Origin of the sequence: Pseudomonas donghuensis, from assembly GCF_000696345.2 — a bacterium.
Taxonomy (GTDB): domain Bacteria; phylum Pseudomonadota; class Gammaproteobacteria; order Pseudomonadales; family Pseudomonadaceae; genus Aquipseudomonas; species Aquipseudomonas donghuensis.
Genome location: NZ_CP071706.1, coordinates 5,525,492 through 5,538,898 on the forward strand (window position 1 = coordinate 5,525,492; position 13,407 = coordinate 5,538,898).

The 13,407-nt window shown below is 63.3% G+C and carries 12 protein-coding genes; 10 read left to right on the forward strand and 2 right to left on the reverse strand.

What is annotated here, in order from left to right:
• Positions 1–51: 51 nt before the first annotated feature.
• Together betT and epsC are read right to left on the reverse strand one after the other, a co-directional pair.
• On the reverse strand, positions 52–2,013 hold the full coding sequence (gene betT / locus BV82_RS25685) for a choline transporter BetT (RefSeq protein ID WP_174242344.1): 1,962 nt from the start codon (positions 2,011–2,013) through the stop codon (positions 52–54).
• 212 nt (positions 2,014–2,225) lie between these two features.
• Positions 2,226–3,158 carry a serine O-acetyltransferase EpsC gene (gene epsC, locus BV82_RS25695; RefSeq protein ID WP_010221214.1) on the reverse strand — a complete coding sequence of 311 codons (933 nt, stop codon included), beginning with the start codon at positions 3,156–3,158 and terminating at the stop codon, positions 2,226–2,228.
• A 193-nt stretch (positions 3,159–3,351) separates the two neighbouring features.
• On the opposite strand from epsC, the gene BV82_RS25700 reads away from it, so the two are divergent.
• The 10 genes from BV82_RS25700 to BV82_RS25745 all read left to right on the forward strand — a co-directional run bounded on the left by BV82_RS25700 (position 3,352) and on the right by BV82_RS25745 (position 13,382).
• Positions 3,352–4,350: a D-cysteine desulfhydrase gene (locus BV82_RS25700; RefSeq protein WP_036994922.1), complete on the forward strand. Its 999-nt coding sequence runs from the start codon at positions 3,352–3,354 to the stop codon at positions 4,348–4,350.
• 105 nt (positions 4,351–4,455) lie between these two features.
• Complete coding sequence (tcyJ, locus tag BV82_RS25705; RefSeq protein ID WP_036994921.1) at positions 4,456–5,256, forward strand: cystine ABC transporter substrate-binding protein; 801 nt, start codon at positions 4,456–4,458, stop codon at positions 5,254–5,256.
• Positions 5,256–5,921, forward strand: coding sequence for a cystine ABC transporter permease (tcyL, locus tag BV82_RS25710; RefSeq protein ID WP_010221211.1), 666 nt, complete (start codon positions 5,256–5,258; stop codon positions 5,919–5,921). The genes tcyJ and tcyL overlap by 1 nt, the downstream gene beginning before the upstream one ends.
• A 3-nt stretch (positions 5,922–5,924) precedes the next feature.
• Positions 5,925–6,686: an L-cystine ABC transporter ATP-binding protein TcyN gene (gene tcyN, locus BV82_RS25715; protein ID WP_010221210.1), complete on the forward strand. Its 762-nt coding sequence runs from the start codon at positions 5,925–5,927 to the stop codon at positions 6,684–6,686.
• 276 nt (positions 6,687–6,962) lie between these two features.
• Positions 6,963–8,204 (forward strand): SfnB family sulfur acquisition oxidoreductase, encoded by a 1,242-nt coding sequence (locus BV82_RS25720; RefSeq protein ID WP_010221209.1) that lies wholly within the window; start codon positions 6,963–6,965, stop codon positions 8,202–8,204.
• Between the two features lie 22 nt (positions 8,205–8,226).
• Complete coding sequence (locus BV82_RS25725) at positions 8,227–9,432, forward strand: SfnB family sulfur acquisition oxidoreductase (RefSeq protein ID WP_036994918.1); 1,206 nt, start codon at positions 8,227–8,229, stop codon at positions 9,430–9,432.
• A complete protein-coding gene (locus BV82_RS25730; RefSeq protein ID WP_036994916.1) occupies positions 9,432–10,823 on the forward strand; it encodes an LLM class flavin-dependent oxidoreductase in 1,392 nt (463 codons plus the stop codon). Before BV82_RS25725 ends, BV82_RS25730 begins: the two co-directional genes overlap by 1 nt.
• A complete protein-coding gene (locus BV82_RS25735; protein WP_036994914.1) occupies positions 10,816–11,619 on the forward strand; it encodes a MetQ/NlpA family ABC transporter substrate-binding protein in 804 nt (267 codons plus the stop codon). The genes BV82_RS25730 and BV82_RS25735 overlap by 8 nt, the downstream gene beginning before the upstream one ends.
• A 1-nt stretch (position 11,620) precedes the next feature.
• Positions 11,621–12,748 (forward strand): methionine ABC transporter ATP-binding protein, encoded by a 1,128-nt coding sequence (locus tag BV82_RS25740; protein ID WP_010221205.1) that lies wholly within the window; start codon positions 11,621–11,623, stop codon positions 12,746–12,748.
• Entirely contained in the window at positions 12,738–13,382 is a 645-nt protein-coding gene (locus BV82_RS25745) for a methionine ABC transporter permease (RefSeq protein WP_036994912.1), read from the forward strand. Before BV82_RS25740 ends, BV82_RS25745 begins: the two co-directional genes overlap by 11 nt.
• The last annotated feature ends 25 nt before the right edge of the window (positions 13,383–13,407 follow it).

The window sequence follows — 13,407 nt, forward strand, 5'->3', positions numbered from 1 at the left end:
CGCCCACAAAACCCTGTGGGCGCTGGCTTGCCAGCGATGAGGCCAGAACAATCAACGCACCAGATGCAAGAACTGCATATGCCGCTCGTACTGATCGAGGATATCGTTGATGATCTGCTCCTTGCTGTAGCCAACCAGGTCGTAATCCTGGCTGCCTTCGCTCAGGTGCACTTCGGCACGGTAGTAGCGGCGATTCTTCAGCTCCTGGGTACCCAGGCCGCCCAAGGCAAAGGACGGCGTGAAGTAACCGCGCATCTGCACCTGGTAAATGAACGGCTGCTCTTCGCCATGGCCGATCTTCAAACTGACGTTGTCGTGGCTCGGATCCTCCTGGGTGATGACATGCAGGCCCTTCTCGCCAAACACTTCAGTCACCTCGGCAATCGCCGGACGCACCACGTCATCCATGAAGCGGTACACCTCATCGCGTGACGGGAAATGCACGGCCTGGCTCAAGCGCTGACGCCAGCCGCCACGGCCACGCCGTGAGTTGGCGAACGGCGCCAGCGAATGCAGCTGGGCAATCTGGCGTTGCGACTCCAGGTAGAACGCCTTGTGCAGCCCCCACATCATCAACAGCAGGATCACCGAGAACGGCAGCGAGGTGAGCACCACCGCCGACTTCAGCGAATCGATACTGCCGGCAAACAGCAAGGCGCTGGTAACCAGCGCGGTCATCGCGCCCCAGAACACCCGCAGCCAGTTCGGCCCATCTTCGTCGGCGTTGCCGCCCTTGGCCGAGAGGGTCGAGAGCACTACGGTGCCGGAGTCGGCGGAGGTAACGAAGAACACGAAGCTGATAAACACCGTGACGGCAATCACCGCCTTGCTCCACGGGTAGGTTTCCAGCAGCAGGTAAAGGGTCATCGACGGGTTGTCGAGGGCCGATTGCCCCAGCGCGGTCATGCCGTGGTCGAGCACCTGGGAGATGGCGCTGTTGCCGAAGATCGACATCCACGCCAGGGTGAAGCCCAGCGGGATCAGCAGCACGCCGAAGACGAACTCGCGAATGGTCCGGCCGCGGGAAATCCGCGCGATGAACAGGCCGACAAACGGCGCCCAGGCAATCCACCAGGCCCAGTAGAACACGGTCCAGCCACCCAGCCACTCATTGGCCTGGTTGTAGGCATAGACATCGAAGCTCTTGCGCGGCAAGGCGCCGAGGTAGTCGCCGAGGTTCTGGATCAAGGTGTTGAACAGGTGCTGGGTGGGCCCGGCGAACAACACGAACAGCAGCAGCGCGCAGGCCAGGAACATGTTGATATCGGACATCACCCGCACGCCCTTCTCGACCCCGGCAACTGCCACGGCGACCGCCGCGCCCATCATCAGGGTGATGAGGATCACCTGCACCCACTGGGTATGGGGCACGCCGAACAGGTAGTCGAGGCCCGAATTGAGGTGCAACACGCCAAAGCCCATGTCGGCGCCCAGGCCGAACACCGTGGCGATGATGCCGAAGCCGTCCACGGCATAGCCGATCGGGCCGTTGATGCGCTTGCCGATCAACGGATACAACGCCGAGCGCAGGGCCAGCGGCAAGTTATGCCGGTAGGCGAAATAGGCCAGGGCCATGCCGACAAACGCGAACACCCCCCAGCCATGCAGGCCCCAGTGCAGGAACAGCAACTGCATCGCCTGGCGCCCGGCCTCGACCGTGCCGGCCTCGCCTTGCGGCGGCTGGAGCATGTGCGTCAGGGGTTCGGAGACGCAGAAGAAGAACAGGGTAATGCTGATACCCGCTGCGAACAGCATGCCGGCCCAGGACAGGTAGCTGAACTCGGGCTCGTCGTGGTCGGCACCGAGCTTGATCTTGCCGTAGCCAGACAAGGCGGTGACCACCACGAAGACCAGATACAGCGTCATCGCCAGCATGTAGTACCAGCCAACGGTGTTGGCCGCCCAGTTCTGCGCTGCCAGCAACCACTCGCCGGCCGCTTGCGGATTGCTGATGACCACCAGGCCGAATATCAGGATAAAGCTTGCCGCGAAGTAGAAAACCGGCGGGTTCATGCGGATCTTGCCGCTGGAGACGGGGCTGGGTGCACTCATCGATTGTGCACCCCGCCGAGGGGGGAGAAGCTTGGATTGAACGGGTTCAGCAAAGGGTTTCCTCCTGTTGAACACCGGCAGCGGACCACCGTTTTAACTTGAACAAGCGTTCAAGTTAAACATGGATGGGGGTCGCGATGCGACCCGTTGCCGCAAGCCAAGCTTCGGGTCGCCTACTTCTGGGTCCCGTCATCATGCTGCAGATTGGCCTGGGTCAGGTTGCTGCCCGGGGCCACGCTGCGGGTCAGCCAGACGTTGCCGCCGATGGTCGAACCCTTGCCGATGGTGATGCGTCCCAGAATAGTCGCACCGGCATAAATCACCACGTCGTCCTCGACAATCGGGTGGCGCGGATGGCCTTTCTGCAACTGCCCGTCTTCATCCGCCGGGAAGCGCTTGGCGCCCAGGGTGACGGCCTGATAGATGCGTACCCGCTCGCCGATGATCGCCGTTTCGCCGATCACCACACCGGTGCCGTGGTCGATGAAGAAGCTCGGACCGATCTGCGCGCCGGGGTGAATGTCGATGCCGGTGGCCGAATGGGCCAGCTCCGAACTGATCCGTGCCAGCAACGGCAGGCCGGCGCGGTACAGGTGATGGGCCAGGCGGTGGTGAATCACCGCAAGGATGCCCGGGTAGCACAGCAGCACTTCATCAACGCTGCGCGCCGCCGGGTCACCATGGAAGGCCGCCAGCACATCGGTATCGAGGATGCTGCGCAGGCCCGGCAAGGCGGCGGCAAAATCCTGGATCAGGCGCAGCGCCTTGGCATCGATTTCAGCCGTGGCCTGTTTGCCCTGGCGCGCCACGTAGCGCAGTTCCAGGCGCGCCTGGGCGAGCAAGGCGGTCAGCGCGGCATCGAGGGTATGGCCAACATAGAAGTCTTCGCTTTCTTCACGCAGGTCGACCGGACCCAGGCGCATGGGGAACAACGCGCCACACAGCTGCTCGAGAATATGCCGCATGGCTTCGCGTGACGGCAGCTCGCGGCCGCCCTGTTCGCCGCTGCTGCGACCGTTACTGCTACGCCACTGGTCGCGGGCGGCACGCAGCTGGCCGACGATGGTTTGCAGCTGCCAATGCCCTGTTTGCGCGTTGTCGCTCACGGTTACCTCTCCTGCTGCAGCGGCGGTCGGTGGATGGTAGTGCCGCCGCAATTGCTGATTACTCTACGGCAAATTCCCACGGCGGAAAAAATAACGCTTTATTCCAGAAAGCAATAAAGGCGGCATAAGCCGGGGAGTTGCCCGCGTGCCCCGGGCTGCCTATAGTCGAATTTTCCCTAGCCGACGTGACCCCATGATCGACCGACAGCTCGCCCGCTTCAATCGTCTGGACCTGCTTGGCGCCCCCACCGCGCTGGAAAAACTGCATCGGCTCTCGGCCTGGGCCGGCCGTGATATCTACGTCAAACGTGACGACTGCACGCCGTTGGCGCTAGGCGGCAACAAAGTACGCAAGCTCGAATACCTGGCCGCCGATGCCTTGGCCAAGGGCGCCGACACCCTGGTGACCGCCGGTGCGATCCAGTCCAACCATGTGCGCCAGACTGCGGCGCTGGCCGCGCAACTGGGCCTTGCCTGCGTGGCCCTGCTGGAAAACCCCATCGGCACTGACTCACCCAACTACCAGCACAACGGCAACCGCCTGTTGCTGGAGCTGTTCGATGCCAAGGTCGAGTTGGTCGACAACCTCGACAATGCCGATGAGCAGCTGCAAGCCCTGGCCGTGCGCCTGCACGCCAGCGGCCGCAAACCCTACATCGTGCCGATTGGCGGCTCCAACGCACTCGGGGCCTTGGGTTATGTGCGTGCCGGCCTTGAACTGGCGAAGCAGATCGAACATTGCGGTGAACTGTTCGCCGGGGTGGTGCTGGCCTCTGGCAGCGCCGGTACCCACAGCGGCCTGGCCATCGCCCTGGCGGAAAAACTGCCGAACCTGCCGGTGATCGGCGTGACCGTGTCGCGCAGCGACGAGGACCAGCGGCCGAAAGTCCAGGGCCTGGCCGAACGTACCACCGAGCTGCTGGGCGTGCGCTTGCCAGCGACCTTCAAGATCGAACTGTGGGATGAGTACTTCGCCCCGCGCTATGGCGAGCCTAACGCCGGCACCCTCGCCGCCATCCGCCTGCTGGCCAGCCAGGAAGGCTTACTGCTCGACCCGGTGTATACCGGCAAGGCCATGGCCGGGCTGATCGACGGCATCGCCCGCCAGCGATTCGATGACGGCCCGCTGATTTTTCTGCATACCGGTGGGGCACCGGCATTATTCGCCTACCCTGAGGTCTGGAACGGATAACTTTTTATTTGAAAATAATATAAGAACATGAATTTATATTATTTTTAAGACTAAAAGCGTCACCCTATAGTCAGCGCCACACTCACAACAACACTGGGGCTAACCATGAAGATTTCCGCTTTCGGTAAACAGGCAGTCGCCGCCGGCCTGGGCCTGCTGCTCGGGGCCAGTATGCTCAGCCAAGCTGTGGCTGGTGAACAACTGCAGCAGATCAAGGACAAGGGCGTGATCAACGTCGGCCTTGAAGGCACCTATCCACCGTTCAGCTTCGTCGATGCCGACGGCAAGCTGACCGGCTTCGAAGTGGAACTCTCCGAGGCCCTGGCCAAGGAGCTGGGGGTCAAGGTCAAGCTGCAACCGACCAAGTGGGACGGCATCCTCGCCGCCCTAGAGTCCAAGCGCCTGGACGCGGTGGTCAACCAGGTGACCATCTCTGAAGAGCGCAAGAAGAAATACGACTTCTCCAAGCCCTATACCGTTTCCGGGATTCAGGCGCTGGTGCTGACCAAGAAGAAGGATGAGCTCAATATCAAGTCCGCTGCCGACCTGGGCGGCAAGAAGGTCGGGGTAGGCCTGGGCACCAACTACGAAGAGTGGGTCAAAGCCAATGTACCGACCGCTGACGTGCGCACATACGAAGACGATCCGACCAAGTTCCAGGACCTGCGTGTCGGCCGTATCGACGCCATCCTGATCGACCGCCTGGCCGCTCTGGAATACGCCAAGAAAGCCAAGGACACTGCCGCCGCCGGTGACGCGTTCTCGCGTCAGGAAGCCGGTATTGCCCTGCGCAAGGGCGAGCCTGAACTGCTGGAAGCCGTGAACAAGGCGATCGACAAGCTGCGCGCCGACGGCACGCTGAAAAAGCTTTCGGAAAAGTACTTCAACGCTGACGTCACTCAATAATGGAAGAAGCTTTCCAACTCGCCATAGAGTCCGCGCCCTTCCTGCTCAGGGGCGCGTACTACACGGTAATCCTCAGCCTGGGCGGGATGTTCTTTGGCCTGCTGCTAGGTTTCTGCCTGGCGCTGATGCGCCTGTCGGCGCTCAGGCCGCTGAGCTGGACAGCGCGGGTCTATGTCTCGTTCTTTCGCGGCACGCCGTTGCTGGTGCAACTGTTCGTGATCTACTACGGCCTGCCGCAGCTGGGCATCGAACTGGACCCGCTGCCGGCGGCGCTGATCGGCTTCTCGCTGAACATGGCCGCCTATGCCTGTGAAATCCTGCGTGCCGCGATCAGTTCCATCGACCGCGGCCAGTGGGAGGCCGCCGCCAGCATCGGCATGACCCGTGGCCAGGCCATGCGCCGGGCGATCCTGCCGCAGGCGGCACGCACGGCCTTGCCGCCACTGGGCAACAGCTTCATCTCGCTGGTCAAGGACACCGCCCTGGCTGCCACCATCCAGGTGCCGGAGCTGTTCCGCCAGGCGCAGCTGATTACCGCGCGCACCTTCGAAATCTTCACCATGTACCTTGCCGCCGCACTGATCTACTGGGTGCTGGCCAGCGTTCTCGCACACCTGCAGAACCGCCTGGAAGCGCGGGTCAACCGACACGACCAGGAGTCCTGAGGCATGATCGAGGTACAACGCCTGAGCAAGCAGTTCAACGGCCAGACCGTGCTCGATGACATCAGCCTGACGGTCGAGGCCGGCGAAGTGATCGCCATCATCGGCCCCAGCGGTTCCGGCAAGACCACCTTCCTGCGTTGCCTGAACCTGCTGGAAACCCCCAGCAGCGGGCGCATCAAGGTCGGCAACGTGGAGATCGACGCCAACCGCCCGCTCGGTCAGCAGAGCGGGCTGATCCGCCGCTTGCGCCAGGAGGTCGGGTTCGTCTTTCAGAACTTCAACCTGTTCCCCCATCGCACGGCGCTGGAAAACGTCATCGAAGGCCCGCTGGTGGTCAAGAAGACACCGCGCGAACAGGCCGTGGCCCTGGGCATGACGCTGCTGGCCAAGGTTGGCCTGGCCGGCAAGGAGGCCTCCTACCCACGCAAGCTGTCCGGTGGTCAGCAACAGCGGGTAGCGATAGCCCGGGCTCTGGCGATGGAGCCGGAGGTGATCCTCTTCGACGAACCGACTTCGGCACTCGACCCGGAACTGGTCGGCGAAGTGCTGGCGACCATCCGCAGCCTGGCCGAAGAAAAACGCACCATGATCATCGTCACCCACGAGATGAGTTTTGCCCGCGATGTAGCCAACCGGGTGATCTTCTTCGACAAGGGCGTGATCGTCGAACAGGGCGAAGCCAAGGCACTGTTTGCCCATCCCAAGGAGCAACGCACCCGTCAGTTCCTGAGTAAATTTCTCGGTACCCAGAACACCGGCTACTGAGTTTTTCCCTGCCCTCCCCGCCTCGCTGACAGCGCCTGCCCTGCCCCGGCAGGCGTTCATCCAGCGACCGCCAAGTACTTCTATATTTATTCCTAAAAGTTAGTTTATTTAATTTTTATACGCTATTAGGGTATATGAACCGGACCACCGGACCAGCGCAATTTTGTCGCCGCACCCCGCGCCGACGTTTTCAATTCGTGAGGTAGGTATGGTCAGGAACACAATCACCCCAGTGCGTAACGCCAGGGCATTGAGTGCAGCCAAGGAGCGGTACTGATGTCCAATCTGGCAGAAACCACAGTCCACAGCGACCTGGACAGCGCCCCGCTGCTGTTGCCGGCCAAGGTGCTGAGCAACGACGAGCAAGCCCTGCAGGCAGCCCATGCGCTGGCCGAGGTAGCCCGCACCCAGGCGGCCAAACGCGACCAGCAACGCAAGCTGCCCTGGGCAGAAATCGAACAGTTCACCCGCAGCGGCCTGGGCAGCATCAGCATCCCGCGGGCCTTTGGTGGCGCGCAGGTGTCGTTTGTCACCATCGCCGAAGTATTTCGCATCATCAGCGCCGCCGACCCGGCGCTGGGGCAGATCCCGCAGAACCAGTTCGGCATCCTGCAACTGCTCAAAGGCACCGCCTCTGAGCGGCAAAAAGAATTGCTGTTCAAATCGGTGCTCGACGGCTGGCGCATCGGCAATGCCGGGCCGGAGCGCGGTACCAAGCACACCCTGGACCTCAAGGCGCGGATCACCCGCGAGGGCGATCACTATGTGCTCAGCGGCCAGAAGTTCTATTCCACCGGCGCCCTGTTTGCCCACTGGGTGGCGGTCAAGGCACTGAACGACGACGGTCGCCAGGTCATGGCCTTCGTCCGCCGTGGCACCCCGGGCTTGCGCATCGTCGATGACTGGTCCGGTTTCGGCCAGCGCACCACCGCCAGCGGCACCGTGCTGCTGGACAAGGTGCAGGTCGATGCAGAGCTGGTGATCGACACCTGGAAGCAAGGCGAAGTCGCGAACATTCAGGGCGCCGCTTCGCAACTGATCCAGGCGGCTATCGATGCCGGTATCGCTGAAGCGGCAATTGCCGACACCATCGTTTTTGTCCGCGAAAAAGCCCGGCCGTGGATCGACGCCAAGGTCGAGCGCGCCAGTGACGATCTCTACGTGATCGCCGATGTCGGTCGCCTGCAGCTTGAGCTGCATGCTGCCCAGGCGCTGCTGAGCAAAGCCGCGCGAGTGCTCGACGAAGTCAACGCCGCGCCGGTCGACGCCGCCGCTGCCGCCCGCGCCTCGATCGCCGTGGCCGAAGCCAAGGTGCTGACCACCGAGATCGCCCTGCAGGCCAGCGAGAAGCTCTTCGAACTCTCCGGCAGCCGTGCCACCCTGGCCGAGTTCAACCTCGACCGGCATTGGCGCAATGCCCGCGTGCACACCCTGCACGACCCGGTGCGCTGGAAATACCACGCCGTCGGCGCCTATCACCTCAACGGTACCTTGCCTGCCCGGCACTCCTGGATTTGACCAGACCACTGGAGCCCTGTTTATGAGCCTTTTGCCGCAACCGCACGCTAACGTCGCGGTCATCCACGCTGACGCCCAGGCCTTGCAAATCGCCGAGGAAATCGCCGTCCAACTGCGTCGCGACAGCGCCTTGCGCGACCGTGAACGGCGCCTGCCGCAGCCTGAACTCGAGCTGTTCTCCCACTCCGGCCTGTGGGGCATCAGCGTGCCCAAGGCCTTTGGTGGCGCCGGCGTGTCCAACGTCACCCTGGCCAAGGTCATCGCCCGCATTGCCCAGGCCGACGCTTCGCTGGGGCAGATCCCGCAAAACCATTTCTATGCGCTGGAAGTGCTGCGGGTCAACGGCAGCCCGGCGCAACAGCAACGCCTGTACGCCGAAGTACTGGCCGGCAAGCGCTTCGGCAATGCCCTGGCGGAACTGGGCACCAAGACCGCCCACGACCGCACCACCGCCCTCACCCGCGAGGGCGACGCCTACCGCATCAATGGCCGCAAGTTCTACGCCACGGGCGCGATCTATGCCCAGCGCATTCCTACCTCGGTGGTCGATGAAGACGGCGTCCAGCGCCTGGCCTTCGTACCGGCTGACAGCAGCGGGCTGAAAGTCATCGACGACTGGAGCGGCTTCGGCCAGCGCACCACCGGCAGCGGTTCGGTGGTGTTCGACAACGTGCCGGTTGCCGCTGACGACGTGCTGCCGTTCCAGAGCGCCTTCGAGCGCCCGACCACGGTCGGCCCGTTGGCGCAGATCCTCCACGCGGCCATCGACACCGGCATCGCCCGCGCCGCCTATGAAGATGCCCTGCACTTCGTGCGCACCCGCAGCCGGCCCTGGGTCGACGCCGGGGTCGATCAGGCCAGCGCAGACCCGCTGACCCTGAAGTCCTTCGGCCACCTGGCGATTCGCTTGCACGCCAGCGAAGCCCTGCTCGAACGCGCCGGTGAATACCTCGACCGCGCCCAGGCCGAGCCGAATGCCGAAACCGTCGCCGCCGCCTCGATCGCCGTGGCCGAAGCGCGGGCGATCAGCACCGAGATATCCCTGGCCGCCGGCACCACCCTGTTCGAGCTGTCTGGCAGCCAGGCGACCCTGGCCGAGCATGGCCTGGACCGGCACTGGCGCAACGCCCGGGTGCACACCCTGCATGACCCGGTGCGCTGGAAGTACCACGCCATCGGCAATTACTACCTCAACGATGAAAATCCACCGTTGCGGGGCACCATCTGATGGCCAAGAAGAAGATCCTGCTCAACGCCTTCAACATGAACTGTGTCGGGCATATCAACCACGGCCTGTGGACCCATCCACGGGACAACTCGAGCCAGTACAAGACCCTCGAATACTGGACCGAGCTGGCCCGGCTACTGGAGCGCGGGCTGTTCGACGGCTTGTTCATCGCCGATATCGTCGGTGTCTATGACGTCTACCAGCAGTCTGTCGATGTAGCGCTGAAAGAGTCGATTCAGTTGCCGGTCAACGACCCGCTGCTGCTGGTTTCAGCCATGGCCGCCGTCACCCGCAACCTCGGCTTCGGCCTGACCGCCAACCTGACCTACGAGCCGCCTTACCTGTTCGCCCGGCGCCTTTCCACCCTCGATCACCTGAGCCGTGGCCGGGTGGGCTGGAACATCGTCACCGGCTACCTCGACAGCGCAGCCAAGGCCATGGGCCTGGACCAGCAGCCCGAGCACGACCGTCGCTATGACCAGGCCGACGAGTACCTGCAGGTGCTGTACAAGCTCTGGGAAGGCAGTTGGGAAGACGGTGCGGTGCTCAACGACCGCCAGCAGCGGGTCTATGCCCAGCCGGACAAGGTGCACAAAATCAACCACCAGGGCGAGTTCTACCGGGTCGAGGGTTACCACCTCTGCGAACCCTCGCCACAGCGCACCCCGGTGCTGTTCCAGGCCGGCAGCTCCGAGCGCGGCTTGAGCTTTGCCGGCAGCCATGCCGAGTGCGTGTTTATCAGCGGCCAGAACAAGGCCGCCACCCGCGCCCAGGTCGACAAGGTGCGCGCTGCCGCCGTGGCGGCGGGGCGTGACCCGCAGGCGATCAAGGTGTTCATGGGCCTGACGGTGATCGTCGCCCGCACTGAAGAGCAGGCCAAAGCCAAGCACGCCGAGTACCTGCGCTATGCCAGCGCCGAGGCCGGTGTTGCGCACTTTGCCAGTTCCACCGGCATCGATTTCTCCGAGTACGAACTGGACGAGCCGATCCAGTACGTGAAAAGCAACGCCATCCAGTCCGCCACCAAGAACCTGCAGAACAACGACTGGACCCGGCGCAAGCTGCTCGAGCAACACGCCCTTGGCGGACGCTACATCACCCTGATCGGCTCGCCGACCCAGGTCGCCGACGCGCTGGAAAGCTGGATCGCCGAAACCGGCCTGGACGGCTTCAACCTGGCCCGCACGGTTACCCCGGAAAGCTATGTCGATTTCATCGACCTGGTGATCCCCGAGCTGCAACGCCGCGGCTCGTACAAGACCGCCTACGAACAGGGCAGCCTGCGCGAGAAACTCTTCGCCAGCGACCAACCTCACCTGCCGGCAGACCATCCTGGCGCCAGCTACCGCCACACCCCTACGACCCCGACGGGAGCGCTACAGCATGCTTAAGACCTTTATTGCCCGCCCGGTCGCAGCCCTGGCCCTGACCTTGGGTCTGTTCGGCGCCGCTCAGGCCGCCGATGCCTTGAAAGTCGGCACCACCGCGGCCTTCTCCATCCCCCTCGAAGCGGCCGTCAGCGAAGCGAAGAAACAGGGCCTGGACGTCGAGCTGATCGAGTTCAGCGACTGGATCGCGCCAAACGTCAGCCTGGCGGCCGGTGACATCGACGTGAACTACTTCCAGCACATCCCGTTCCTGGAAAACGCCAAGGCCGCCGCCGGTTTCGACCTGGTGCCCTTCGCCCCCGGGATCATCAACAATGTCGGCCTGTACTCGAAAAAGTACAAAAGCTTCGCTGAGCTGCCCGTGGGCGCCAGCGTTGCCATCGCCAACGACCCGATCAACAGCGGCCGCGGTTTGCAGCTGCTGGCCAAGGCCGGTTTGATCACCCTCAAGTCTGGCGTCGGTTACAAGGCCACCGAGGAAGACATCGTCGCCAACCCGAAAAAACTGAAGATTCTCCAGGTCGAAGCGGTACAACTGGTGCGCGCCTACGATGACGCCGACCTGGTCCAGGGCTACCCGGCCTACATCCGCCTGGCGAAGACTTTCGACGCCACCTCGGCGCTGCTGTTCGACGGCCTTGACCATAAGGAATACGTGATCCAGTTCGTCATCCGCCCGCAGAGCAAGGACGACCCGCGCCTGGCCAAGTTCATCGACATCTACCAGCACTCGCCGGTGGTGCGTGCCGCCCTCGATCAGGCCCACGGCAAGCTCTACCAAGCTGGCTGGGAGAGCTGAGATGAGCGCCGTCAGCGCCCGCGTGGCGCAGGAGCAACAGCCGTTCGCGCCCCTGCAGCAGGCTCAGCAACGGGCTTTGCACCCGGAACTGGGTAACGCCCATGTGCGTTTCATCGGCCTGGGCAAGACCTACCCCGGCCAGCAAACCCCGGCGCTGGACGGTATCGACCTGAATATCCAGCACGGTGAGATCTTCGGCATCATCGGCCGTAGCGGTGCCGGCAAGTCGTCGCTGATCCGTACCATCAACCGCCTGGAGCACCCGAGCCATGGCCGGGTGCTGATCGACCAGGTGGACATCGGCGAGTACGACGAAGACCGCCTGGTGCGCCTGCGTCGACGCATCGGCATGATCTTCCAGCACTTCAACCTGATGTCGGCCAAGACCGTCTGGCAAAACGTCGAGTTGCCGCTCAAGGTTGCTGGTGTGCCCAAGGCCCAGCGCCAGCGCAAGGTCGCCGAGTTGCTGGAGCTGGTCGGGCTGCAGGACAAACACCAGGTTTACCCGGCGCAGTTGTCGGGCGGGCAGAAGCAGCGCGTCGGCATTGCCCGGGCACTGGTGCATGACCCGCAGATTCTGCTGTGCGACGAAGCCACCTCGGCGCTCGACCCGGAAACCACCGAATCGATCCTCGGCCTGTTGCGCGACATCAACCGGCGCCTGGGCCTGACCATCGTGCTGATCACCCACGAGATGGCAGTGATCCGCGATATCTGCCACCGGGTGGTAGTGCTCGAGCGCGGGCGCATCGTTGAGCAGGGCGCGGTCTGGCAAGTGTTTGGCGACCCGCAGCATGAAGTCAGCAAAACCTTGCTGGCACCGTTGCAACCTGCCCTGCCGGCGGCCCTGCAAGCACGCTTGCAGGCACAACCGCCTGGCCCGGAGGCTGCACTGGTGTTGAGTGTGCGGGTCAGCGGCAAGGACCGGCAGGCGCCGGAGCTTTCTGCGTTGTTCAACTTGTTGGGCGGCCGGGTCAGCCTGTTGCAAGGTGGCATCGAACCGATCCAGGGCCGTGCTCTGGGGCAACTTGTGGTGTCGGTGGCCGACTCGCCGCACAGCCACGCGCACGTGATTGAGCGCGCCCGGCAATGGGCTGCACAGGTGGAGGTACTTGGTTATGTGGTTTGATCGCTTGCTCCAGGGTGTGCTCGACACCCTGCTGATGGTTGGCGTCTCGTCGCTGATTGCCCTGCTCGCCGGTGTACCGCTGGCGGTGATCCTGGTCACCAGCGGCAAGGGCGGGATCTTCGAAGCGCCCACCCTGAACCGGGTGCTCGGCGCCTTCGTCAACCTGTTCCGTTCGATTCCGTTCCTGATTCTGATGGTGGCGCTGATCCCCTTCACCCGTTTGATCGTCGGCACCACCTATGGTGTCTGGGCAGCGGTAGTGCCGCTGACCATTGCCGCCACGCCGTTCTTTGCGCGCATCGCCGAAGTCAGCCTGCGCGAGGTCGACCATGGCCTGATCGAAGCGGCCCAGGCCATGGGTTGCCGGCGCTGGCACATCGTCTGGCATGTGCTGCTGCCAGAAGCCCTGCCGGGTATTGTCGGCGGCTTTACCATCACTTTGGTGACCATGATCAACTCCTCGGCCATGGCTGGCGCCATTGGTGCCGGGGGCCTGGGCGACATTGCCTACCGCTATGGCTACCAGCGCTTCGACAGCCAGATCATGCTGACGGTGATCGTCATGCTGGTAGTGTTGGTGGCGCTGATTCAGCTGGGCGGGGATCGGTTGGCGAAGGGCTTGAACAAACGCTGAATTCATCGCTGGCAAGCCAGCTCCC

Coding starts and splice junctions, on each gene's coding strand:
- betT (WP_174242344.1), bottom strand. CDS start 2,013: ATGAACCCGCCGGTTTTCTACTTCGCGGCAAGCTTTATCCTGATATTC.
- BV82_RS25700 (WP_036994922.1), top strand. CDS start 3,352: ATGATCGACCGACAGCTCGCCCGCTTCAATCGTCTGGACCTGCTTGGC.
- tcyJ (WP_036994921.1), top strand. CDS start 4,456: ATGAAGATTTCCGCTTTCGGTAAACAGGCAGTCGCCGCCGGCCTGGGC.
- tcyL (WP_010221211.1), top strand. CDS start 5,256: ATGGAAGAAGCTTTCCAACTCGCCATAGAGTCCGCGCCCTTCCTGCTC.
- tcyN (WP_010221210.1), top strand. CDS start 5,925: ATGATCGAGGTACAACGCCTGAGCAAGCAGTTCAACGGCCAGACCGTG.
- BV82_RS25720 (WP_010221209.1), top strand. CDS start 6,963: ATGTCCAATCTGGCAGAAACCACAGTCCACAGCGACCTGGACAGCGCC.
- BV82_RS25725 (WP_036994918.1), top strand. CDS start 8,227: ATGAGCCTTTTGCCGCAACCGCACGCTAACGTCGCGGTCATCCACGCT.
- BV82_RS25730 (WP_036994916.1), top strand. CDS start 9,432: ATGGCCAAGAAGAAGATCCTGCTCAACGCCTTCAACATGAACTGTGTC.
- BV82_RS25735 (WP_036994914.1), top strand. CDS start 10,816: ATGCTTAAGACCTTTATTGCCCGCCCGGTCGCAGCCCTGGCCCTGACC.
- BV82_RS25740 (WP_010221205.1), top strand. CDS start 11,621: ATGAGCGCCGTCAGCGCCCGCGTGGCGCAGGAGCAACAGCCGTTCGCG.
- BV82_RS25745 (WP_036994912.1), top strand. CDS start 12,738: ATGTGGTTTGATCGCTTGCTCCAGGGTGTGCTCGACACCCTGCTGATG.